At 63.7% G+C, this 22,935-nt stretch carries 23 protein-coding genes; 13 read left to right on the forward strand and 10 right to left on the reverse strand.

What is annotated here, in order from left to right; genetic code table 11:
• Positions 1 to 5: 5 nt before the first annotated feature.
• The 3 genes from APH36_RS09965 to APH36_RS09975 form a co-directional block, all read right to left on the reverse strand.
• Positions 6 to 611: a PolC-type DNA polymerase III gene (locus APH36_RS09965; RefSeq protein WP_060498491.1), complete on the reverse strand. Its 606-nt coding sequence runs from the start codon at positions 609 to 611 to the stop codon at positions 6 to 8.
• Positions 612 to 620: 9 nt separating this feature from the next.
• Entirely contained in the window at positions 621 to 1,112 is a 492-nt protein-coding gene (locus APH36_RS09970) for an NYN domain-containing protein (protein ID WP_156867665.1), read from the reverse strand.
• A gap of 65 nt (positions 1,113 to 1,177) precedes the next feature.
• Positions 1,178 to 1,939 carry a DUF2076 domain-containing protein gene (locus tag APH36_RS09975; RefSeq protein ID WP_060498492.1) on the reverse strand — a complete coding sequence of 254 codons (762 nt, stop codon included), beginning with the start codon at positions 1,937 to 1,939 and terminating at the stop codon, positions 1,178 to 1,180.
• Positions 1,940 to 2,104: 165 nt separating this feature from the next.
• On the opposite strand from APH36_RS09975, the gene APH36_RS09980 reads away from it, so the two are divergent.
• Entirely contained in the window at positions 2,105 to 2,761 is a 657-nt protein-coding gene (locus APH36_RS09980; RefSeq protein WP_060498493.1) for a YciC family protein, read from the forward strand.
• A gap of 18 nt (positions 2,762 to 2,779) precedes the next feature.
• Here APH36_RS09980 and hrpB read toward each other — a convergent pair whose 3' ends face one another.
• The gene (hrpB, locus tag APH36_RS09985) at positions 2,780 to 5,308 is read right to left on the reverse strand and encodes an ATP-dependent helicase HrpB (protein ID WP_060498494.1); all 2,529 of its coding nucleotides are present in this window, start codon (positions 5,306 to 5,308) and stop codon (positions 2,780 to 2,782) included.
• A 117-nt stretch (positions 5,309 to 5,425) separates the two neighbouring features.
• Between hrpB and APH36_RS09990 the strand changes: the two genes are divergently transcribed.
• Together APH36_RS09990 and APH36_RS09995 are read left to right on the forward strand one after the other, a co-directional pair.
• Positions 5,426 to 5,845 carry a hypothetical protein gene (locus tag APH36_RS09990; protein WP_060498495.1) on the forward strand — a complete coding sequence of 140 codons (420 nt, stop codon included), beginning with the start codon at positions 5,426 to 5,428 and terminating at the stop codon, positions 5,843 to 5,845.
• 24 nt (positions 5,846 to 5,869) lie between these two features.
• Positions 5,870 to 6,739, forward strand: a complete 870-nt coding sequence (locus APH36_RS09995) for a cation diffusion facilitator family transporter (protein WP_060498496.1) — start codon at positions 5,870 to 5,872, stop codon at positions 6,737 to 6,739.
• A 3-nt stretch (positions 6,740 to 6,742) separates the two neighbouring features.
• On the opposite strand, the gene APH36_RS10000 is transcribed toward APH36_RS09995, so the two are convergent.
• Positions 6,743 to 7,573 carry a DUF6515 family protein gene (locus APH36_RS10000; protein ID WP_060498497.1) on the reverse strand — a complete coding sequence of 277 codons (831 nt, stop codon included), beginning with the start codon at positions 7,571 to 7,573 and terminating at the stop codon, positions 6,743 to 6,745.
• Between the two features lie 395 nt (positions 7,574 to 7,968).
• On the opposite strand from APH36_RS10000, the gene APH36_RS10005 reads away from it, so the two are divergent.
• Together APH36_RS10005 and APH36_RS10010 are read left to right on the forward strand one after the other, a co-directional pair.
• Positions 7,969 to 8,445 (forward strand): Lrp/AsnC family transcriptional regulator, encoded by a 477-nt coding sequence (locus APH36_RS10005; protein ID WP_060498498.1) that lies wholly within the window; start codon positions 7,969 to 7,971, stop codon positions 8,443 to 8,445.
• Between the two features lie 53 nt (positions 8,446 to 8,498).
• On the forward strand, positions 8,499 to 8,702 hold the full coding sequence (locus APH36_RS10010) for a DUF2788 domain-containing protein (protein ID WP_003249787.1): 204 nt from the start codon (positions 8,499 to 8,501) through the stop codon (positions 8,700 to 8,702).
• A 51-nt stretch (positions 8,703 to 8,753) separates the two neighbouring features.
• On the opposite strand, the gene APH36_RS10015 is transcribed toward APH36_RS10010, so the two are convergent.
• The 4 genes from APH36_RS10015 to APH36_RS10030 form a co-directional block, all read right to left on the reverse strand.
• On the reverse strand, positions 8,754 to 9,386 hold the full coding sequence (locus tag APH36_RS10015) for a pseudouridine synthase (protein WP_060498499.1): 633 nt from the start codon (positions 9,384 to 9,386) through the stop codon (positions 8,754 to 8,756).
• Between the two features lie 6 nt (positions 9,387 to 9,392).
• The gene (amn, locus tag APH36_RS10020; RefSeq protein WP_060498500.1) at positions 9,393 to 10,856 is read right to left on the reverse strand and encodes an AMP nucleosidase; all 1,464 of its coding nucleotides are present in this window, start codon (positions 10,854 to 10,856) and stop codon (positions 9,393 to 9,395) included.
• Between the two features lie 175 nt (positions 10,857 to 11,031).
• A complete protein-coding gene (locus APH36_RS10025) occupies positions 11,032 to 12,684 on the reverse strand; it encodes an acyl-CoA dehydrogenase family protein (RefSeq protein WP_060498501.1) in 1,653 nt (550 codons plus the stop codon).
• 115 nt (positions 12,685 to 12,799) lie between these two features.
• Positions 12,800 to 14,788, reverse strand: coding sequence for a hybrid sensor histidine kinase/response regulator (locus tag APH36_RS10030; RefSeq protein WP_060498502.1), 1,989 nt, complete (start codon positions 14,786 to 14,788; stop codon positions 12,800 to 12,802).
• A gap of 265 nt (positions 14,789 to 15,053) precedes the next feature.
• Between APH36_RS10030 and APH36_RS10035 the strand changes: the two genes are divergently transcribed.
• The 4 genes from APH36_RS10035 (at position 15,054) to APH36_RS10050 (ending at position 18,549) form a co-directional block, all read left to right on the forward strand.
• On the forward strand, positions 15,054 to 15,851 hold the full coding sequence (locus APH36_RS10035; protein ID WP_060498503.1) for a hydroxymethylpyrimidine/phosphomethylpyrimidine kinase: 798 nt from the start codon (positions 15,054 to 15,056) through the stop codon (positions 15,849 to 15,851).
• A 13-nt stretch (positions 15,852 to 15,864) separates the two neighbouring features.
• Positions 15,865 to 16,488, forward strand: a complete 624-nt coding sequence (gene thiE, locus APH36_RS10040; protein WP_016712165.1) for a thiamine phosphate synthase — start codon at positions 15,865 to 15,867, stop codon at positions 16,486 to 16,488.
• 17 nt (positions 16,489 to 16,505) lie between these two features.
• Positions 16,506 to 17,789, forward strand: coding sequence for a glutamate-1-semialdehyde 2,1-aminomutase (gene hemL / locus APH36_RS10045; protein WP_060498504.1), 1,284 nt, complete (start codon positions 16,506 to 16,508; stop codon positions 17,787 to 17,789).
• 214 nt (positions 17,790 to 18,003) lie between these two features.
• Positions 18,004 to 18,549, forward strand: coding sequence for a tetratricopeptide repeat protein (locus tag APH36_RS10050; protein WP_016712168.1), 546 nt, complete (start codon positions 18,004 to 18,006; stop codon positions 18,547 to 18,549).
• A gap of 3 nt (positions 18,550 to 18,552) precedes the next feature.
• Here the strand turns inward: APH36_RS10050 and APH36_RS10055 are convergent, their stop codons facing one another.
• Positions 18,553 to 18,879, reverse strand: a complete 327-nt coding sequence (locus APH36_RS10055; RefSeq protein WP_060498505.1) for a DUF1820 family protein — start codon at positions 18,877 to 18,879, stop codon at positions 18,553 to 18,555.
• 176 nt (positions 18,880 to 19,055) lie between these two features.
• Here APH36_RS10055 and APH36_RS10060 point away from each other — a divergent pair, with 176 nt between their 5' ends.
• The 4 genes from APH36_RS10060 to lnt are packed head-to-tail and all read left to right on the forward strand — an operon-like array spanning position 19,056 to position 22,911.
• Entirely contained in the window at positions 19,056 to 20,054 is a 999-nt protein-coding gene (locus APH36_RS10060; RefSeq protein WP_060498506.1) for a PhoH family protein, read from the forward strand.
• The gene (gene ybeY, locus APH36_RS10065) at positions 20,047 to 20,520 is read left to right on the forward strand and encodes an rRNA maturation RNase YbeY (RefSeq protein WP_060498507.1); all 474 of its coding nucleotides are present in this window, start codon (positions 20,047 to 20,049) and stop codon (positions 20,518 to 20,520) included. The genes APH36_RS10060 and ybeY overlap by 8 nt, the downstream gene beginning before the upstream one ends.
• Before the next feature lie 25 nt (positions 20,521 to 20,545).
• Complete coding sequence (locus tag APH36_RS10070; protein ID WP_016712172.1) at positions 20,546 to 21,385, forward strand: HlyC/CorC family transporter; 840 nt, start codon at positions 20,546 to 20,548, stop codon at positions 21,383 to 21,385.
• 8 nt (positions 21,386 to 21,393) lie between these two features.
• Positions 21,394 to 22,911, forward strand: coding sequence for an apolipoprotein N-acyltransferase (gene lnt, locus APH36_RS10075; protein ID WP_060498508.1), 1,518 nt, complete (start codon positions 21,394 to 21,396; stop codon positions 22,909 to 22,911).
• The last annotated feature ends 24 nt before the right edge of the window (positions 22,912 to 22,935 follow it).

Consider the following 22,935-nt stretch of genomic DNA (forward strand, 5'->3'; position numbering starts at 1 on the left):
AGTTTTCACCGGTATCTGGCGAGGGTTTCGCGGATCTTCGCAGCGGGCACTTTCTGCAAGCGGCACAGGAAGTCGTGTGAAAGTTGCTGGATACCATGGGCCTGACGCAGTTCACCGGCCAGGTGTTGCAACAGGTTGGCCGCCATCTCGGCATCGGCCATGGCCCGGTGCGCGGTACCGGTGTCCGGCAACCCGGCCCAGCGGGTCAGGGTGCCCAGCTTGTGGTTCGGCGCCATTGGCAGCAGGCGCCGCGACAACAGCAGGGAGCAGGCGAACGACTGGCGGCGGCTACGGCCGATGCGGCTCAGTTCGTAGTCCCAGAACTTCTGGTCGAACGCCGCGTTGTGTGCCAGCAACGGGGTATCGCCGACAAACTCGGCCACTTCGTTCATCACCCTGTCCACCGGCGGCGCGCTGCGCAGCATGGCGGTGGTGATGCCAGTCAACCCGGCAACGAAAGCTGGTACCGGTACACCGGCGTTCATCAGGCTCTGGTAGCGCTCGACGATGCGCCCGTCCTCCAGCATCACCACAGCCACTTCAGTGGCGCGGCAGCCTGCGCTGGGGGTGATGCCGGTAGTTTCAAAGTCGATGACAGCAATACGTTCCATTAAAGGGCCTCAATGTTTGAGCAACAGCTTACCTTCAATGGGCACGTAACGGGTGGCCGCGCGGATCAATGACAAGGCGGTAAGCCCAGGCACGCCATACACCACGGCCTCGGTACCGTGGCGCTGGATCACCCGCTCCAGCAGCAGGTCGAAATCACCATCGCCGGAGGCCAGCACCACCTGGTCGACCCGGCTGGCTGCATCGATCACATCCAGGGTGATACCCACATCCCAGTCACCCTTGGCCGAGCCATCGCTGCGCTGAATGAAGGGTTTGAGGCGCACATCGAAACCGAGGTTGCGCAAGATCTGCTGGAACTGCTGTTGCTTGCTGTCGCCACGGTCGATGGCATAGGCCACGGCTTCGACGATCTGGCCTTCACGGCTGACGTCGGCCCATAACGCGGTGTAGTTGAAATGGCAGCCGTGAGCCTGGCGCACCGTGTAGTAGAGGTTCTGCACATCGGCGAACAGCGCGATCTTTTTCACCTTGAACCTCATGGTCGGCCTGGAATACAGAGGGCTGCAAAGCAGCCCCCATAAATGCCAGCAGTATGCCAGACCTGTCAGACGTACGAATCGTCGTCCGAGAAGAACCCGCCATCATCGCTGCCGTAATCGGTGTCGGCATAACCGCCCTGGTCATTCCCCCAACCCCCGTTGTCAGCCACGTGCTGCTGCCCGCCCTGGTCGTTCCAGCCGCCGCTGTCACTGGCCGGTGTCGGCTCTTCCTTGATCACCTCGACCACCTCTTCCGGCTGCGAGTTGTGGTTGAACAGGCTGCTGATACCCTGCGCCAGCAACACGCCACCGGCCACACCGGCCGCCGTTTGCATGGCGCCGCCAAGGAAGCTGCTGGCACCACTGCGCGCCGGTGCCGCACCAAAGCCAGGCTGCTGCGCTTGAGGCTGGGAAAAGCCCGGCGCCGAAGGCTCACGCCAGCCACCGCCGGATGCTACGGGGGGCGCCGAAGGGCGTTGTTGAGGCTGCGCGACAGGAGCCGCATTGCGCCCACCCGAGCCAAAGATGCTGGACAGGAAGCCACCACCGCCAGTGCTCTGTGCACTGCTGCTGGCCTGTGCAGCCTCAGCCTGGGCACGGGCCTGCTTCAGTTCGGCTTCCAGCTGCTTGTTCTGCTCGTCGAGGCGCTTGATTGCCGCCTCCTGCACCAGGATGGCCTGGGCCATGTAGTACGGCGCCGCCGGCTGCTGGCGCAGGTGTTGCTCGATGCACGCCTGGGCCTGCGCGTCACGCGGCTGGCTTGGGTCTTCAGCTTGCTTGATGCGGCCGAACAGGCCGTCGATCAGGGATTGTTCTTCAGTGTTCATGGGCGACCTCGTGGGGTAGCGGGACATCGGACAGCGTCAAAGATGGGGCGTACGGCCACAGGATTCAATCACTGTCGCGGTGAAACTTTTTTCAGCAAGTGACAGCCGCACGCCCGCTTTGGGCTAAAGTTACGCCCCTGTTTTATTGCCATGCGATGTTGACTGATGAATCCGCTGAGCGTTCTGCGCGACTCCCTGTACTTCTTCCGCCGCCACCTGCCGAACATCCTCCAGCTGTGCCTGCCGCTGGTGGTACTGGAAGCCCTGCTCACCCAGCTGCTGTACCGGCAGATGGGCGACCAGGCATCACCGGCCTACGGCATGCTGGTGAGCCTGCTGTTCTACCCGCTGTACAGCGCCGCATTGATCCTTTACCTGCACACCCGCAGCAATGGTCAGGACATCGGCAAGCGCGACCTGTTCGCCCGCGCCTTGCAGCTGTGGCCCCAGTTGGCCTTGCTGATACTCATCAGCTCGCTGCTGATCATGGCCGGCCTTGCGCTGTTCATCTTCCCGGGCGTGTGGATCATGATCAACCTGGTGTTCGCCGAGTACCTGCTGGTACTGCGTGGCCGGCCCGTGGTGCAGGCGATGCGCGAAAGCGCCAGCATGACAACCGGCCACTTTATGCGCATCATGGTCTGCGTGGTGGCGGTGCTTGCACCGATCTGGCTGATCGACGGGCTGCTGCTGATGGCCTTCCCCGAGCCATCACCCGGCATGGAGCTGGCCATGGATAGCCTCAGCGGCTTCCTGCAGCTGTTCAGCACTGTGGTGCTCTACCGCCTGTTCATGCTGCTGGAGGGGGAAGCCGGGGCGTGATGCCCCGGCCCAGCCTGATCAGGTACCCCGCGGCTTGGCCCGCGCCGTGGCTTCGGCCACCAGCGGGTCGTCCGGCCAATAGTGTTTCGGATAGCGCCCCTTCAAATCCTTTTTAACCTCGGCATAGGTCGTACGCCAGAAGTTGGCCAGGTCTTGGGTTACCTGCACCGGCCGACGCGCCGGTGACAACAGGTGAAGCTTGACCTGTTGCCGGCCATTGGCGATGCGCGGGGTGTCGGCAAGGCCGAACAACTCTTGCAGGCGCACAGCGAGAATCGGCGGGTATTCGCTGTAGTCCAGGCGGATATTCGAGCCCGATGGCACCGCCAGGTGAGCTGGGGCCTGTTCTTCCAGACGTTGCGGCAATGGCCAGGGCAACAGGTTGCGCAGTAGCGACGGCAAGTCCAGCGCGGCAAAGTGACTGAGGCGCGATACCTTGCCCAGATAGGGCTGCAACCAGTCTTCCAGGCTGGCGAGCAATGCTTCGTCACCCAGGTCAGGCCATTCGCTTTGCCCGTCCTTGTCCAGGTCCAGCTGGCGTAGCAGTGCCACCCGCGCCTGCCACTGGCGCAGCTCCGGAGTCCAGGTCAGCAGGTTCAGGCCTTTGCGCCGTACCAGGCCAAGCAGTGCCTTGGCGCGCGCTTCGTCACTCAAGCCAGTCAACGGCTCTCGGCTAAGTATCAGCTCCCCGACTTTGGTCTGGCGCTCGGCACGCAGCACTTGCTCACGCTCATCCCAATCAAGCAGATCAACCCGCTCTACCTGTTCGGCCAGCACGTCATCAAGCAATGTCGGGTCGAATTCTGCCGCCAGGTAGATACGTTCTTCGCGCTGGCCTTGACGGCTGCCCAGATCGGCGATCACCAGCCATGGGCTTTTCATTAACGCATCGACCTCGCCGAACAAGGCTGCGCGGCCATTGGCCAGGCGATACTCGGCGCCCCCTTCACGGCGCTGCTGCGCCACCCGGTCGGGATAGGCCAGCGCCAGCAAGGCGCCAAGCCAACGCGGATGATCGGGGTCGGCAACGGCGGCCCCGGCCTTACCGCGCAACAGGCCACGGTATTGGCGTGCCAACTGTCGGGCGCGCTGCACGCCACCCTGGCCGCCACGGCTGGCCTTGCTCTCGCCGCTGACCAGGGCCAGCCGACTGTGCAGGTCGGCACCGCCGCCGCGCTGGATATCCCGCTCGCCAAGCAACGCTGCCACATCACAGGCCATGGTGGCCAAACCCAGGTACTGGCCACGCAGCAACAAATGGGCGATACGGGGGTGGGCCGGCAGTTCTGCCATGGCCTGGCCGTGGTCGCTGAGGTTGTCGCGGCTGCCCGGTTTGAATGCCCCCAGCCGCGCCAGCAGGTCCTGGGCCTGGGAAAACGCCGCATTGGGCGGTTGATCGAGCCAACTCAACTGGTCAGGTGCAACCCCCCAGCGCGCCAGTTGCAGGGCCAGCCCAGCTAGGTCGGCCTGGAGGATCTCGGCGCTACCATATGCCGCCAGCTGGTCATGCTGGGCCTCGGACCACAGGCGGTAACACACGCCCGGCTCCAGACGGCCGGCACGGCCGGCGCGCTGGGTGGCACTGGCACGGGAGATGCGCTGGGTGTCCAGACGGGTCATGCCACTGCCGGGGTCGAAGCGCGGCACCCGGGCCAGGCCGGCGTCGATCACCACACGCACACCGTCGATGGTCAGGCTGGTCTCGGCGATGTTAGTGGCCAGCACCACCTTGCGCAGGCCTTTAGGCGCCGGGTCGATGGCGGCGCGCTGGGCGTTGAGGTCGAGTTCGCCATGCAGCGGGCACAACAAAATCTCGGGGCGCTCGCCCAGTGCCTCCTGCAAGCTCTGGTGCACACGCCGGATTTCCGCCTGGCCCGGCAGAAACACCAGCAAACTGCCGGTTTGGTCGGCCAGCGCCTGCAGCACGCTGTCCACCACCCGTGGCTCGATGAACTCGCCCGGCTGGAAAGGCCGCCCCCAGCAGATATCCACTGGATGCATGCGGCCCTCACTGCTGACCACCGGGGCATCGTCTAGCAACCGCGACAGGCGCTCGCCTTCCAGGGTGGCGGACATCAGCAGAATCTTAAGCGGCGGGTCGTCACGCAGCAACTCGCGGCCATTCAGGCTCAACGCCAGGGCCAGATCGGCGTCCAGGCTGCGTTCATGAAATTCGTCAAAGATCAGCAAGCCCACGCCTTCCAGCGCCGGGTCTGCCTGTAAGCGACGGGTGAGGATACCTTCGGTTACCACTTCAATGCGGGTGTTCGGCCCAACCTTGCTGTCCAGGCGAATGCGGTAGCCCACGGTCTGGCCCACCTGCTCGCCCAGTTCGCTGGCCAGCCGCTCGGCGGCCGCACGCGCCGCCAGGCGCCGGGGCTCCAGCATGAGAATGGTTTGCCCGGCCAGCCACGGCTCGTTCAGCAACGCCAGCGGCACGCGGGTGGTCTTGCCGGCGCCGGGGGGGGCTTCGAGCACGGCTTCGTCACGTTTTCCCAAGGCTTGGCGCAAGGCGGGCAAGACGGCATCGATCGGTAATGAAATCATGGTGGTCCTCGAACAGTCTCGGGAGTATAACGGCGAACCCAGCCTGCTCTATCATGGTCTTAAGCTTCAGGCGCAGGCGCTTCGCTTGCCCTGCTGAATACCTTCTCGGAGATTTACATGCGCATCTCGACCCGCGTCATCGGTGGCGCCCTCATCGCCACACTGCTGACCCAACTGACGGCCTGCGGCACCATTTTCTATCCAGACCGGCGCGGCCAGATCGGCGGCAAGATCGACCCTGTGGTTGCCGCAATGGACGCCATTGGCATCCTGTTCTACGTGATCCCGGGCCTGATCGCCTTCGGCATCGACTTCGCCACGGGCGCCATCTACTACCCGGGTGGCCGCACCGCCCAGGTCGACCCGGCCAAGCTGCAAGAAGCCGTCAGCCCCGACGGCAAGGTCGACAACCTGAAGCTGCAGGCCATTCTTGAAAGCGAGCTGGGCCAACGCCTGCCGCTGAACGACACAAGGCTGATCCAGCACCGCGGCAGCGTCGAGCAACTGGCCAGCCTTGGCCTGGTGCCGGCAGCCTGAAACCCACACGGACATTGACCACGGATGATCACCCCGGCTGAACACCAGCGCCTGCTACGCCTGGCCACCCGCGCATCACTGACGGTGGCCAGCATCCTTGTACTGAGCAAGGCGCTGGCCTGGTGGCTGAGCGGCTCGGTTAGCCTGCTGGCCGGGCTGACCGACTCGGCACTGGATGCCGTTGCCTCGTTTCTCAACCTGCTGGCCGTCCATTACGCCCTGCGACCGGCCGACGACGACCACCGTTTTGGCCATGGCAAGGCCGAAGCGCTGGCAGGCATGGCGCAGGCGCTGTTCATCGCCGTCAGTGCAGTGCTGATCGGCGTGCAGGCAGCCGAACGCCTGCACACACCGCAACCCTTGGGCGGTACCGGTATCGGTATTGCCGTGATGCTGCTGTCACTGGCGCTGACCCTTGCCCTGCTGGCCTTGCAGCGCAAGGTCATTCGCCTGACCGGCTCCACCGCCGTGCGGGCCGACTCCCTGCACTACCGCTCGGACCTGCTGCTGAACGGCAGCATCCTGTTGGCCCTGTTGCTGGCGCGTTTTGGCTGGCCGCAACTGGATGCGCTGTTCGGCCTTGGCATAGCCTGCTACATCCTCTGGAGCGCGCTGCAGATTGCCCGCGAAAGTACGGCGATCCTGATGGACAAGGAACTGCCCGGCGATGTTGGTGAAGGCATGGCCGCCCTGGTACTGGCCATTCCCGGCGTGAAAGGCGTGCACGACTTGCGCACGCGGGTATCGGGCAACCAGTGGTTCGTGCAGTTGCACCTGGAGCTGCCGGGGCAGTTGCCGCTGCATGAGGCGCACGGGTTGTGCGTTGAGGCATCAAAGGTCATCCGCCAGCGTTATCCACAGGCGGATGTGATGGTGCATGCAGACCCGGTATAGCGATCAGTTGATGCTGTAGCCTCGCCCGCTGAAGCAAGCCCCCAGCGCCCGTCGGTAGTTGTCCAGCACATTGGCAGGTTGTGCATACGTCGCCGTCGCGGGGTCGAAGCCAGACTGGCTCACCGCCCAGCGATGGCACTGGTAGCGGTCCTGGTCCTGCTGTTGTTGCCCCTGCCCATACATCGGGTAAGCCACCACGTCATACCCGCCGTTTGACGGTGCTACCGGCATAGGCGCCGGTGCAGCAACGGGCGGGTTGACCACCACATACTCCTGGCTGTCCGCCAGGTACTGGTAATAGGTATCGGCCACCAGGAAGAACAGCGCCCCTCCCAGCCAGACCTCACGCGCATAGGAAGGCAGGTAACTGACCCGTACGCCGTAGGGCGGGGCCACTACGATGTAACTGCCACCGTGTGGGCGGTACCAGTAGCCACCGGAATAGAAGTAATCCGCGCCACGGTAGGGCACTTTCCAGTAACGGTCGGGGAAATGATCAATGGTGTGGCCCGGACGATACTGGGGCCCAGGCCCCCAGCCATTGCCATGGCCATCCGGGCGCCCCTGCCAGTCACCACCGGGCCGTGGGCCACCGGCTTGCCAGTGGTGATCGTCGCCATGGCGATGGGGAATGTCCTGGTAATAACCCTGGCGCGGCGGCTGGGTCTGGCGCACTTCATCGCGCGAGTTGAGCGGGCGGCCAGGCCAGCCCTCGCCTTGCACCTGCTGGCCGCGCTCGCCATGCCCCTCGCCCGGCCCTTCGGCCAGTGCCCCGAGGCTGATGCTCAAACCCAGCAAACCAACACCTGCCGACTGCCAGATGCGCGACTTCATGGTATTCCTCTCGGTAGAAAATACTGCAACCACAGCCAGTCTACCGCGCCCGTCACGCAGGCCAATTAAATTTCCAGACATGAAAAAAGGGAGGCCGCAGGGCCTCCCTTCAGGAATTGTCGTCCGTGCTCGGCACTTGTGGCGCCGGCTCACCTCACACCGTCTTCTGGAGGGTGTGTAGCCCGGGGGCCTGCAGATCCTGTTGGATGGCTGGCCGCGACCGCCCGCCTAGGGCGCGTCGCCGTGGACTGATGTCCGGGCAGTGATTCTGGTGATAAAGATACCGGACAGGTTGCGGCAGAGGATTGCGAAGATTGCTCGGATAAATAGCACTTGCGCAATTTTTCACCCTGGATTGATAATTCGCCGCAATACGAACAGAAAAGGCAAATGCCATGAGCAAACTTGACCGCTACGACCTGAGCATCCTCGCCGAATTGCAGCGCGATGCGCGCATTTCCAACCAGGAGCTGGCCGAACGCATCGGCCTGTCGCCTTCGCCATGCTCGCGTCGGGTCAAGCAATTGGAGGACGACGGCTATATCTCCCGCCAGGTAGCCCTGCTCGACCGCAAAAAGCTGGGCCTGAGCCTGACCGCGTACGTGCTGATCGGCATGGACCGTCACACCCCGGAGCGCTTCGAGACCTTCGAGGCAGCCATCCGCAACCTGCCACAAGTGCTCGAATGCAGCCTGGTCACCGGCATGGTTGCCGACTATCAGCTTAAGGTGGTGGTACCCGACATGGACCACTACCAGAAACTGCTTCTAGGCAGCCTGACACGTATCGAAGGCGTTACCAGCGTGCGTTCGAGTTTCGTGCTCAACCAGGTGCTGGCCAGTACCGAGATGCCATTGACCCACCTGCGTTAATTGCCATGGCAGCCGGCGTATAATCGGCTGCTCAGACTGCCTGGAGAACACCGATGGATCCCGCCGTATTCGAAGAATGGATGATGATCATCCTGGTCACCGTGCTGATCGGTTTCATGGGTTTCATCGTCTGGGACCTGGCGAAAAAGTCCAAGGCCGGCAAGTTCGGTACGTTGATCCTGTTCTTCGTGCTGGGGCTGGGGGTGTTGGCCTTTATCATCAAAAGCGTGGTGGTGGGGTTTCTCGAAGGCGTGTAGAAACTTCAGGGCCATTCGCGGGCACGCCCGCGAATAGGCCCTTGAACCAAACTAAAGCTTGGCGGGGACTTCGCGCCAGCAGCCCTGCTCCAGCCCATCCAGCGCCCAATCCCCGATCCGCACCCGCACCAGGCGCAAGGTCGGCAGCCCCACCGCCGCCGTCATCCGCCGCACCTGGCGGTTACGCCCTTCGCGGATCACCAGCTCCAGCCAGCTGGTCGGCACGCTCTTGCGAAACCGTACCGGCGGGTTGCGCGGCCACAGCTCGGGTTCGTCCAGCCGCCGTGCCTCGGCGGGCAAGGTAGGCCCATCGTTCAACTCCACACCATCACGCAAGCGCTGCAACTGCTCGTCGCTCGGTTCACCCTCCACCTGCACCCAGTACGTTTTGGCCAGCTTGTGCTTGGGGTCGGCAATGCGCGCCTGCAGCCCGCCATCGTTGGTGAGCAACAGCAAGCCTTCACTGTCGCGGTCCAGCCGCCCTGCCGGGTACACGCCCGGGATGTCGATGAAGTCCTTGAGCGTCGCCCGCCCGTCGCCGTCGCTGAACTGGGTCAGCACGTCGAACGGTTTGTTGAACAGGATCAGACGCGGCTCGGCGGGTGGCGCCTTGGGCTGGCGACGTGGGCCGGTGGCAGGCCGCGCCTGGGGACGGCGCGGCTTGTTACGGGGTGGCAGTGACATGGATCCTCAGCGGAACGGCGGCTCATCGAAGCTGCGCAGTTTACGCGAGTGCAGCGAGTTGAGCTCGGTGCGCAGCAAGTCGAGCGCGGCGATGCCGATCTTCAGGTGCTGGCTGACCGCCCGGTTGTAAAAGGCGTTGGCCGAACCCGGTAGCTTGATCTCGCTGTGCAGCGGCTTGTCAGACACACACAGCAGGGTGCCGTAAGGCACGCGCAAACGATAACCCTGGGCGGCGATGGTACCGCTTTCCATGTCCACGGCTACGGCACGCGACAGGTTGATGAGCGGGCGTTCCTGAGCCCAGCGCAACTCCCAGTTGCGGTCGTCGTAGGTCAGCACGGTGCCGGTGCGCAGGCGCTTCTTCAACTGCTCGCCACGCTCGCCGGTGACCTGGGCTGCGGCTTCCTGCAAAGCCAGTTGCACTTCGGCCAGGGCCGGGATCGGGATGTTCGGCGGTACCACCCGGTCGAGAATGCCGTCACGGCGCATGTAGGCGTGCGCCAGCACATAGTCGCCGATGGTTTGCGACTGCCGCAGGCCGCCGCAGTGGCCGATCATCAGCCAGCAGTGTGGGCGCAGCACGGCCAGGTGGTCGGTGATGTTCTTGGCGTTGGACGGGCCGACACCGATGTTGACCAGGGTGATGCCGTCGCCATCGGCGGCAATCAGGTGGTAGGCCGGCATCTGGTAGCGGTGCCAGATCACGCTGGCCACCAGCGCCTGGGTTTCACCGTGGTCCATGCCCTTTTCGATCACCACATTGCCCGGTAGCACCATGCGCACGAAACGCGGGTCGTCACGCAGCTGCTCCAGGCCATGGCTGATGAACTGGTCGACATAGCGGTGGTAGTTGGTCAACAGGATCCATGGCTGCACATGGCGCCAGTCGCTGCCGGTGTAGTGCACCAGGCGGCGCAGCGAGAAGTCGACGCGGGCGGCATCGAACAGCGCCAGCGGGAAAATTTCGGCACGGTCCCAATCGTACAGGCCATCGGCGATGTTGTCGGTGGCGGCTGAAAGGTCGGTGCTGGGGAACACACGCGCCAGTTGCGCGGCGGTAATACCGCTACCGGCCAGCTCGTCGCCCTGGTCGACCACGTAGGGGTAAGGGATGTTCTGCTCGCTGACGCCGACCTCTACCGTGACGGTGTAGTCGTGCATCAATGGGCGCAGTTGCTCCAGCAGGTAGCTACGGAACGCGGCTGGCTGGGTGACGGTAACGCTGTAGGTGCCGGCCACCTGGACCTTGGCGTAGGCCCGCGTGGTGGCGGCCACTTCGCCGTGGCTGTGGTAGGTCAGGCGCAGTGCCGGGTAGCGGAACAGGTCGCGCTCATCGGCGCCTGGCTCGGTACGGTCCTTCAGGTAACGCTTGAGGGCCTGGCTCAGGGCGCCGGTGGCCTGTTCATGCAAGGCCGCCAGACGGTCGACGGCCTGTTCGGGTGTATCAACGACTACAAAAGCGTGGCTCACACTGTGCTTCCTGTCTGGACATGCATGTGAACCATCTTGCCTGCCTTCTTGGGTAAATACATCCCCATTGATCGGTGTTGGCTTCTTCGCGGGCACGCCCACTCCCACACGATATTCGCAACCCTGAGATCAGCGCGGTTTCTGTGGGAGCGGGCGCGCCCGCTAAGAGGCCAACTCAGCCCTCCCAGACGGGTGTTGCTCTTGCCACCAAAGCCTCAACATCCACACCCCGCGGCAATGCCCCATACACCCGGCCACCAGCTGTCAGCCGGCTACCGATAAAGGCATCACTCACCACCGCGTTCCCCGCCTCCAGCAACAGCTTGGCCTGCAACGCCAGGGCAATGTCCTCCGTCAACTGCCGCGCCCGGTACTGCATGTCGCCCGTGTCGGCAAACGCCCCCTTGAGGTTACCGATGTGCGCTGCCAACCGGGGGTCACCCTGCCCATCGCCCAGTTCGGCAAACAACGCGTCCAGCACGCCCGGCTCCTTGGACAAGGCCCGCAGCACATCCAGACATTGCACATTGCCCGAGCCTTCCCAGGTCGAGTTGACCGGTGCTTCGCGGTACAGCCGAGGCAGGATGCTGTCCTCCACATAACCCGCACCGCCCAAGCATTCGGCTGCCTCGTTGATCATGGCCGGCGCTCGCTTGCAGATCCAGTATTTGCCCACGGCCGTGACCAGCCGGGCGAAATGCGCCTGCTGCGGGTCGTCGGGCTGTTCCAGCGCCTGCCCCATGCGCAGGCTCAGGGCCAGCGCGGCCTCGCTTTCCAGGGCCAGGTCGGCCAGCACGTTCTGCATCAGCGGTTGTTCGTTCAACACCCGGCCACCGACCTTGCGGTGCGCGCAGTGGTGAGCCGCCTGAGTCAGCGCCTGGCGCATCAAGGCGCTGGAGCCGACCATGCAGTCGAAGCGGGTCATGGCCACCATCTCGATGATGGTCGGCACGCCCCGCCCTTCCTCGCCAATCATCCACGCCAGCGCCCCCCGGAACTCTACTTCGCTGGAGGCATTGGAGCTGTTGCCGAGCTTGTTCTTCAGCCGCTGGATGTAGAACTGATTGCGGTTGTCGTCCGGGCGATGGCGCGGCAGCAGGAAGCAGCTCAGGCCTTTTTCAGTCTGGGCCAGGGTCAGGAAGGCATCACACATGGGCGCCGAGCAGAACCACTTGTGCCCCACCAGCTCGTAGGCCTGGCCCGGGCCGGGTGCCCCCACCGGATAGGCCCGCGTGGTATTGGCGCGCACATCGGTGCCGCCCTGCTTCTCGGTCATGGCCATGCCCAGGGTAACCCCCGCCTTGTGCCGGTCACCGATGTTGCGCGGGTCATATTCGCAGGCCAGGATTTTCGGCAGCCAGTATTCGGCCAGCTCGGGCTGCAGGCGCAGCGCCGGCACGGCGGCGAAGGTCATGGTCAGCGGGCAGCCGGTCCCGGCCTCGGCCTGGCTGTGCAGGTAGGTCATGGAAGCCCGCGCCACATGGGCACCAGCGCGGGGCTCGGCCCAGGGCAAAGAAGGCAGGCCGTGTTCGACGGCCGTTCGCATCAGTTCGTGGTAGGCGGGGTGGAACTCGACCAGGTCGATGCGATGACCGTAGCGGTCGTGGCTGATGAATTCCGGTTTGTGTGCGTTGGCCAGGAAACCGGCCTGCATCAGCGGGCCGCCAGCCAGGGCACCGTAGGCGTCGATCCGCGACTCGGCCCAGCCTGCACCGAAACGCCGGGACCATTCCTGCAGCGGCAGGTCGAGGCGGTAGAGGTTGGCGCCGTCGAGGGGCGGAGGCTGGTTGGTGACTTCGTGGGTTTCAGCGTACTGGTGCAGGTTCATCGGGGGCTCCTGGATCCGGGTAGGCGTGAAGCCCCCAGTGAAGCACCCCGTGCTGTTCCGTCAAAGTGACATTAATGACTAAACGTGTGGTGGGGTGCCCAAGAGGCCATCGGGGTTACAGCGAACGCCGCGCCTGCAGAATGCTCGGGCTCATCTGCACCTGCGAAATCGCCATGTTCAAGCTCAACTCGAACCGGCTCCCCAACCCGCTCGTCGACTCATGCGCCAACCGCGCCCCCAGCAACTCCCCCATCTGCCGGCAGATCGACAAGCCAATCCCCAACCCGCCATAGCGCCGGGTCATCGACCCATCCACCTGGAAGAACCGCTGGTACAGGGTCGATTGCTCAAGGTCATCAAAACCAATCCCGCTGTCACTGACCGTAAAGGTCAACGCCAGATCCCCCGGCCCTACCCGGCGCCCGCGCACCTGGATCATCACCCCGCCCTGGTGGGTGAACTTCAACCCGTTCTCCACCAGGCAGCCAAGGCAGCGGGCCAATTTCTCTCCATCGCCCTCCAGCGCATCCGGCAGGTCAGCCGGGATATCCAGGCTCAGGTACAAGCCTTTGCCCAAGGCCTGCCCGGCATAACCGGCGCGCAACCCCTGCAACAGTGTGCGCAGGCTGAACGGCGCCGGCTGCGCACGCAGGCGGCCGGCCTGCAATTCAGACAAGGTGAGAATGGCATCGACCATGTCCATCATCCCCTGCGCAGACCCCACCGCCGTGCGGTGATACTGGGCCATCTCGGCCTCCATCGGCAGGGTGTGCATCAGTTCCAGCGAGCCGATCACGCCATTCATCGGGGTGCGCAGTTCGTGGGTCACGCTGGCCAGAAACTCATCCTTCAACCGGTTGCTCCTGGCCAGTTGCAGGTTCAACTGCTCCAGGGTGCGTCCTGTTTCGCGCAAGGTTTGCGCCTGCTGCTCGCGCAGGCTGTTGATGCGGTCGGCCAGCGCCAGCGACAGCAGTGCCACCTCCAGCGCCGAACCCAGCTGGCTGGCATACATGGTGATGAACACGTTCGGCAGGTACCCCAGCACCATCAGCGTGTTGACCAGCCCGCCGAGCAGGAAGGCCGTCCAGGCGATGATGAACCAGCGCGCCACGCGCAAGCCCCGCCACCAGGCGTACAGCGCCGCACTGAAGATGCTCACAGTAAACAGCAAGGCCAGCAGCGTGGCCATGCGCAGGGCAATACCGTAGGGCGCGCTCACCGCCATCACCATGACCAGCGCACCGCCCAGCATCAGTAACTGCAGCAACCGGTCGCAACCACGGCTGATGTTGTCCAGTTGCAGGAAATGCCGGGCAAACTGGCAACCGAACAGGCCTGCCGCACCGATGAACAGCGGTGTCGAGGCATTCGCCCACCAGGGGCTGTCCGGCCAGAAATAAGCGACACCCGCACCGTTCACCGACACCTGATAGAAACCGAACGAGGCGATGTAAAGGATGTAATAGAGGTAGCTGACGTCACGCACACTGAGGTAGATGAACAGGTTGTACACCAGCATCACCAACAACACGCCGTAGATCATCCCCAGCACATACAGGCGCGTGGGCTGCTCTTCCATATAGGCTTCAGGGGACCACAGCGCCAGCGGTGCCTGCACCGAGCCCTGGCTGTGCAGGCGCAGGTAGGCGGTGGTCACCTCGCCTGGCGGCAACTGCAGTTCGAACAGGTAGTTGTTCTGTCGGATCTGCCGGCTGTCGTACGGCAAGGCATCGCCGGTGCGCTGCGCCAGGCGGTAGCCGCCACCGCTATCAGGCAAATACAGCTCCAGGTGGTCCAGCGGCGGGTAAGCGAGCTCCAGTAGCCACTGCCGAGGGGCAGCGCCGGGCGCGGCAACCGGGCGCAGCTCGACCTTGAGCCAGAACACCGAGGTGGAGTAACCGGCATTCAGCACGTCTTTATCGTGGGGGCGGAAATGTTTGGCGAACCCGGGGGCACTGACCTGGGCGATGCTGGCACTGCCATCAAGGTCTTCATACACCTGCATGGCCTTGCCCAATGGAAGGTGCTGCGTAGCGCTGTCGAAATCGACCGCTCCAGCCAGCACGGGCAGCAAGCCCAGAAGCACAATCAGCAAATAGCGCATACAGCCCCAGCATGGTCTGTCCGGTCGCGTCGCGTTTGCCTCCCATCCGTTTGAGACGACGTGATCCTGCAGAACCCGTTTGTCGAGTTATCCGAGCACTCTAGCATAGCTTCGCAACCTGGCAATCGGCCATATCAAAAATCAAGAAAAAGGCTCTAAATCAATACTTTCAGAAGAATTCAACAAATAATTCTGACCGATTGATCAACAAAACTCGTTTGTCGGACGATCCGCCCAAACAGGTTTGGTGGTAAGCTCGCCGACCATGAATACCTACAGCTCCCGCCCCGTTGTCCTCTGTCTCTCCGGCCACGACCCAAGTGGCGGCGCCGGCTTGCAGGCAGATATCGAAGCCCTGATCTCCCAAGGCTGTCACGCCGCGCCCGCCGTGACCGCCCTGACTGTGCAGGATACCGTCAACGTTTCCGACTTCCGCGTGCTCGACCGCGAGTGGGTACTGGCCCAGGCCAATGCCGTGCTGGCCGACTCCACGGTGGCCGCCGTCAAGCTGGGCATGCTCGGCTCGATCGAGATGGTCGACACCGTGGCCGAGCTGCTGGCTGCCCATCCGCACCTGCCGCTGGTGTGCGACCCGGTGCTGCGTGCCGGTGGTGGTGGCCGCCTGGGCAAGGACGAAGTGGGCTACGCCCTGCGCGAACGCCTGCTGCCACTGGCGACCATCGCCACGCCGAACCTGCCTGAGGCGCGCATCCTCGCCGAACTGCCCGAAGGCACCGCCGACGCGTGTGCCGAGAAACTCTTGCCGTTCTGTAGACACCTGCTGATTACCGGCGGTCACGGCGACGAAGACGAAATCCACAACCGCCTGTACACCCAGGACGGCAAGCACCACACCTGGACCTGCCAGCGCCTGCCGGGCAGCTATCACGGCTCAGGCTGCACCCTGGCCAGCGCCCTGGCCGGCCGCCTGGCCCTTGGCGAGCAACTGGAAAGCGCCGTACGCAGCGCACTGGACTACACCTGGCGCACCCTGCGTGACGCCGAACAGCTGGGCAAAGGCCAGTACGTGCCGCGTCGCCTGCCCCTGGACTTCTGCTCCTGATACGAGGCCTTTCATGAAGCTACGCGGTCTGTACGCCATCACCGACAGCCAGCTGCTCGCCGGCCGTTTCCTGTCCCATGTCGAGGCGGCACTGGAAGGCGGCGTGTGCCTGCTGCAGTACCGCGACAAAAGCGACGACGCCGCGCGCCGCCTGCGCGAAGCCGAAGGGCTGATGAAGCTCTGCGAGCGCTACGGCACGCAACTGCTCATCAACGACGACGCCGAACTGGCCGCACGCCTGGGCGTCGGCGTGCACCTGGGCCAGACCGATGGCCCGCTGACCCCGGCCCGTGCCCTGCTCGGCCGCCAGGCGATCATCGGCTCCACCTGCCATGCCAGCCTCGACCTGGCCGCCCAGGCCGCCAGCGAAGGGGCCAGCTACGTGGCCTTTGGCCGCTTCTTCAATTCCGTCACCAAGCCGGGTGCGCCCGCTGCCAACGTCCAACTGCTGGAGCAGGCACGCGCCCAGGTGAAACTGCCGATCGCGGTGATCGGCGGCATCACCCTCGACAACGCCGCCCCGCTGGTCGCCCACGGCGCCGACCTGCTGGCGGTGATCCACGGCCTGTTCGGTGCCGACAGCGCGCAGGAAGTTACCCGCCGCGCCCGCGCCTTCAATGCCTTGTTCGCATCCTGATTTCGAGAGAACCTTTCATGTCCCGTTCCGAAGACCTGTTCGCCAAAGCCCAGAAGCACATCCCCGGTGGCGTCAACTCGCCAGTGCGCGCGTTCAAAAGCGTGGGCGGCACGCCGCTGTTCTTCAAGCATGCCGAAGGCGCCTACGTCGTTGACGAGGACGACAAGCGCTACGTCGATTATGTCGGTTCCTGGGGCCCGATGATCCTCGGCCACGGCCACCTGGACGTGCTGGAGTCGGTACGCAAGCAGCTGGAGCACGGCCTGTCCTATGGCGCACCGACCGCCATGGAAACCGACATGGCCGACCTGGTCTGCTCGCTGGTACCGTCCATGGAAATGGTGCGCATGGTCAGCTCGGGCACCGAGGCCACCATGAGCGCCATCCGCCTGGCCCGTGGCTACACCGGCCGTGATGCAATCATCAAGTTTGAAGGCTGCTACCACGGCCACTCCGACAGCCTGCTGGTAAAAGCCGGTTCCGGCCTGCTGACCCAGGGCGTGCCAAGCTCGGCGGGCGTACCGGCCGACTTCGCCAAGCACACCCTGACGCTGCCGTTCAACGACATCGCCGCCGTCGAGAAGACCCTGGCCGACGTCGGCCAGACCGTGGCCTGCATCATCGTCGAGCCGGTGGCAGGCAACATGAACTGCGTACCGCCGGCGCCCGGCTTCCTTGAAGGCCTGCGCGAGCAGTGCGACAAACACGGCGTGGTGCTGATCTTCGACGAAGTGATGACCGGCTTCCGCGTTTCCCTGGGCGGCGCCCAGGGCCACTACGGCATCAAGCCGGACCTGTCCACCTTCGGCAAGATCGTCGGTGGCGGCATGCCGGTCGGCTGCTTCGGCGGCAAGCGTGAAATCATGGGCTGCATCGCCCCGCTTGGCCCGGTCTACCAGGCCGGCACCCTGTCGGGCAACCCGCTGGCCATGGCCGCCGGCCTGACCACCCTGAAGCTGATCAGCCGCCCAGGCTTCCACGCTGAGCTGACCGACTACACCAGCCGCATGCTCGACGGCCTGCAACAGCGCGCCGATGCCGCTGGCATACCGTTTGTCACCACCCAGGCCGGCGCCATGTTCGGCCTGTACTTCAGCGGCGCCGACGACATCGTCACCTTCGAAGACGTGATGGCCAGCGATGCCGAGCGTTTCAAGCGCTTCTTCCACCTGATGCTGGAGGGTGGCGTGTACCTGGCACCGAGCGCGTTCGAGGCGGGCTTCACCTCCATCGCCCATGGCGACAAGGAGCTGCAGATCACCCTGGATGCGGCTGAAAAGGCCTTTGCAGCCCTGAAGTAACTGCCAGCCTGCACCGGCCTCTGTGGGAGCGGCGGTTCGGCGCCCCGACTTGCCCGCGAAGAGGCCGGTACAGGAAATAATTACCCCAGCACAATCAGCTGACTTCCCCAGCCAAGCAGAAATTCGAGTAAAACTTTGTAAGGTTGGCGCTGCTTATCCCATAATGTGCCACCAGAGACATTGGCCGCAGCTTCACAGAGGTAAGTCGATCCCCATGAACCGCACCGGCCGCGCCCTGACCCTGGGCTGCCTGTTGCTTCTTCAGCCCCTGCTGGCCCTGGCGGAGGGCGGTAACTCGTTGCTCATTCCGGCGACGGGCCGCTGCACCTTGAACGTTCAGCCTGAAGACCTGGCAAACGCCCTCAAGGCCTGCGAGCAGACGGCAACCGCAGGGGATGCCCAGGCACAGTTCGAACTGGGCGAGTACTTCTACACGCAAACGCCAAAAAACCTCGACAAAGCCCTGGACTGGTTCCAGAAGGCTTCGCTGCAAGGCCACGCCGACGCGCAGTACCGCCTGGGGGCCATGTTCTTCCATGGCGAAGGGGTCAAGGCCAACAACGTGCAGGCCTACATCCTGCTGAAGATGGCCGCCGTCAACGGCGCAGAAGATGCGCTGGACATGGCCGACGAAGTGACCGAGCAAATGCCCCGCGACGAGCTTGAGCACGCCACTCAGGTGCTCGGCCAGATCTTCCGCAAGTACCTGCTGGAACTGCAGAACGCCGAAGGGCGTACGCCGTTCTCGCCGCTCCCCTGAGGCTTACTTTTCCGGCATCGGCATCGGGAATGGCATGACATTGCCGCCGCCCTTGGCTTCGCTGATCTTGGCCGTGCCCAGGCGCTCCACCTCATCGATGCGCACGATCGAGTGCATCGGCACAAAACTGCGGACTACCCCCTCGAACTGGCTCTTGAGCTTTTCCTCGCTCGGGTCCACCACCAGTTGCGAGCGCTCGCCGAACACGAACTCCTCGATTTCCAGAAAGCCCCACAGGTCGCTCTGGTAGATCTGCTTGGCATACATCTCGAAGACCTGCCCCTGGTTGAGGAAGATCACTTTATAGATGGCAGGTTCGCGTTTGCTCATGTTCGGCGGGATAACACATGCGTAAGAAAAGGCGGGCATCATAGCAGACAGGTTTGCTGATCTGTGTCGGCTGTACCGGCCCTACATACCGTTGAACGTTTCAGTGCTTTCGCCACTGCCATTCAAGGGTTATTCTTGAGTTCACATCCATTGCCGTCGAGCGGCTAAAAACGACCTTGAACGCACCCATAGAACCCCATCGTTTCATCCTCGAGCCCTTCGAGGCCCACCGTTTCGCCAACCTGTGCGGCCAGTTCGACGAGCACCTGCGCCTGATCGAACAGCGCCTGGCCATCGAAATCCGCAACCGCGGCAATCAGTTCGAACTGATCGGCGAACCCAAGACCACTTCCGCTGCCGAACAGCTGCTGCGCCGTCTCTACCGCGAGACCAAGGCCACCGACCTGTCGCCGGAAACCGTACACCTGTACCTGCAGGAGTCGGCCGTCGAGAACATCGACAACCCGGCCGTCAACGAGGTCAGCGTGTCGTTGCGTACGCGCAAGGGCAACATTCGCCCGCGCGGGCTCAACCAGCAGCGCTACGTGAAGGAAATCCTGGCCAACGACATCAACTTCGGCATCGGCCCGGCCGGTACCGGCAAGACCTACCTGGCCGTGGCCTGTGCCGTTGACGCACTGGAGCGTGAGCAGGTACGCCGTATCCTGCTGGTACGCCCGGCGGTCGAGGCGGGCGAAAAGCTCGGCTTCCTGCCCGGCGACCTGGCGCAGAAGATCGACCCGTACCTGCGCCCGCTGTACGACGCCCTGTACGAAATGCTCGGCTTCGAACACGTGGCCAAGCTGATCGAGCGCCAGGTGATCGAAATCGCCCCGCTGGCCTACATGCGTGGCCGCACCCTGAACAACAGCTTCATCATCCTCGACGAAAGCCAGAACACCACGCTGGAACAGATGAAAATGTTCCTCACCCGCATCGGTTTCGGCTCCACGGCGGTGATCACCGGCGACATCACCCAGGTCGACCTGCCGCGTGGCACCAAATCGGGCCTGGCGCACGTCATCGAGGTGCTGAAAGACGTTCCGGGTATCAGCTTTACCCACTTCCAACCCAAGGATGTGGTTCGTCACCCACTGGTGCAGCGCATTGTCGAAGCCTACGACCGCTTCGAAGCCCACCAAGCCAAGCCCGAGGCGCCCGGCAAAGATGCTTGAACTTGATATTCAACGGGCCACGGACGCTGCCGCCCCGGATGACGCCGCCTTCCGCCGCTGGTGCGAACTGGCCCTGCGCCAGCGCAGTGCCGACTCGGAAATGACCATTCGCCTGGTCGACGAAGCCGAAGGCCGCGAGCTGAACCACACCTACCGGCACAAGGACTACGCGACCAACGTGCTGTCGTTCCCGGCCGACGTGCCTGACGACCTGCTCGATATCCCGTTGCTGGGCGACCTGGTCATCTGCGTGGCGGTGGTCGAGCGCGAAGCGGCCGAACAAGGCAAATCGCTCGAAGCGCACTGGGCACACCTGGTCATGCACGGTTGCCTGCACCTGCTCGGCTACGACCACATCGAGGATGAGGAAGCCGAGGAAATGGAAAGCCTGGAACGGGAATTGCTGGCAGAACTGGGTCACCCCGACCCGTACGCCGACGATGAAACCGACACTCTCACACACTGAAACACGAAGGATCACGAGAACCGCCATGAGCGAAGATCGATCGAGCAACGGGCAGAAGTCCTGGCTGGGTAAACTGACCCAGGCTTTTGCCCATGAGCCGAAAAACCGCCAGGAGCTGCTTGAGCTGCTGCGCGAAGCGCACCAGAACAAGCTGCTGGACAGCGAAGCACTGACCATCGTCGAAGGCGCCATACAGGTCGCCGACCTGCAGGTTCGCGACATCATGGTCCCGCGTTCGCAGATGATCAGCATCAAGGCCAGCCAGTCGCCGCGTGAATTCCTGCCGGCGGTGATCGACGCCGCGCACTCGCGCTACCCGGTAATCGGCGAAAGCCACGACGACGTACTCGGGATCCTGCTCGCCAAAGACCTGCTGCCGCTGATCCTCAAGGAAAACGGCGACAGCTTCAACATCAAGGATTTGCTGCGCCCGGCCACTTTCGTGCCCGAGTCCAAGCGCCTGAACGTGTTGCTGCGCGAGTTCCGTGCCAACCATAACCACATGGCCATCGTCATCGACGAATACGGCGGTGTGGCGGGCCTGGTGACCATCGAGGACGTGCTGGAGCAGATCGTTGGCGACATCGAGGACGAGCATGACGTCGAGGAGGACAGCTACATCAAGCCGCTGCCCAGCGGTGACTTTTTGGTGAAGGCGCTTACCCCGATCGACAACTTCAACGAGTTCTTCGACAGCGAGTTCTCCGATGACGAGTTCGACACGGTCGGCGGCCTGGTGATGAGCGCCTTCGGCCATCTGCCCAAGCGCAACGAAACTACCGAGATCGGGTCTTACAAGTTCCGTATTCTCAACGCCGACAGCCGGCGGATACACTTGCTGCGCCTGACCCCGATCACCCGTTAAGGACTAACATGCGTTGGATCACCCGCCCCGGCTGGCCCGGTAACCTGCTGGCCCTGGCGGCCGGTGCCTCTACCCTCCTGGCCCTGGCGCCGTTCGACATCTGGCCGCTGGCCGTGTTGTCCATCGCCATGCTCTACCTTGGCCTGCGCGAGCTCAGCCCGCGCCAGGCCATGTGGCGTGGCTGGTGGTTCGGTTTTGGCCTGTATGGCGCCGGCACCTGGTGGATTTACGTCAGCATGAACACCTACGGCGGCGCCTCGCCGCTGCTAGCGATTCTGCTGCTGCTGGCGTTCTTCGCCGCGCTGGCCTGGTTCTTTGCCTTGCCGACCTGGCTGTGGGCACGCTGGCTACGGCGCAACGAAGCGCCGCTGGCCGATGCCCTGTGCTTCGCGGCGCTGTGGCTGCTGCAAGAGGCCTTCCGCGGCTGGTTCCTGACCGGTTTCCCCTGGCTTTACGCCGGCTACAGCCAGCTGGACGGCCCGCTGGCGGGCCTGGCTCCGCTGGGCGGCGTGTGGCTGATTTCCTTCACGCTGGCGCTCACTGCTGCCCTGCTGTGCAACCTGCATCGCCTGCGTGCCCGCCCCTCGTTCCTGGCCGTGGGCTGCCTGCTGTTGTTGGCCCCATGGGCACTGGGCCTGGCGCTCAAGGGCCACGCCTGGACCAAACCGGTAGGTGACCCGTTGAAAGTGGCGGCCATTCAGGGCAACGTCGAGCAAGACCTGAAATGGGACCCAGCGCACATCGACGCGCAACTGGCGCTGTACCGCGACCTGAGCTTCAGCTCAAAACCCGTGGATTTGCTGGTGTGGCCAGAAACGGCGGTGCCGGTGCTCAAGGACCAGGCCCAAGGCTACATCGACGTGATGGGCCGTTTTGCTGCCGAGCGGCATTCGGCGCTGATCACCGGCGTGCCAGTGCGGGAAGTGGTGCACCATCAGCACCGCTACTACAACGGCATCACTGTGACCGGTGAAGGTGACGGCACCTACCTCAAGCAGAAGCTGGTGCCGTTTGGCGAGTACGTACCGCTGCAGGACATGCTGCGTGGCGCCATCGAGTTCTTCAACCTGCCCATGTCGGACTTCGCCCGTGGGCCGGAAGACCAGCCACTGCTGCAGGCCAAGGGTTACCAGATTGCGCCGTACATCTGCTACGAAGTGGTCTACCCCGAGTTTGCCGCTGGCCTGGCGGCACGCAGTGACCTGCTGCTGACCATCAGCAACGATACCTGGTTCGGCACCTCGATCGGCCCGTTGCAGCACCTGCAGATGGCACAGATGCGCGCGCTGGAAGCCGGACGATGGATGATCCGCGCCACCAACAACGGCGTGACCGCGCTGATCGACCCGTTTGGCCGTATTACCACGCAGATTCCGCAGTTCCAGCAGGCTGTGCTGTATGGTGAGGTGGTGCCGATGCAGCAACTGACGCCTTACCTGCAATGGCGTTCGTGGCCGCTGGCGATTGTCTGCGCATTGCTGCTGGGCTGGGCGTTGCTGGCAGGCCGCATCGCCAAAACCGTCTGAGTTTTCCTGTACTGGCCTCTTCGC

Source organism: Pseudomonas sp. NBRC 111133, from assembly GCF_001320605.1.
GTDB classification, from domain to species: domain Bacteria; phylum Pseudomonadota; class Gammaproteobacteria; order Pseudomonadales; family Pseudomonadaceae; genus Aquipseudomonas; species Aquipseudomonas monteilii.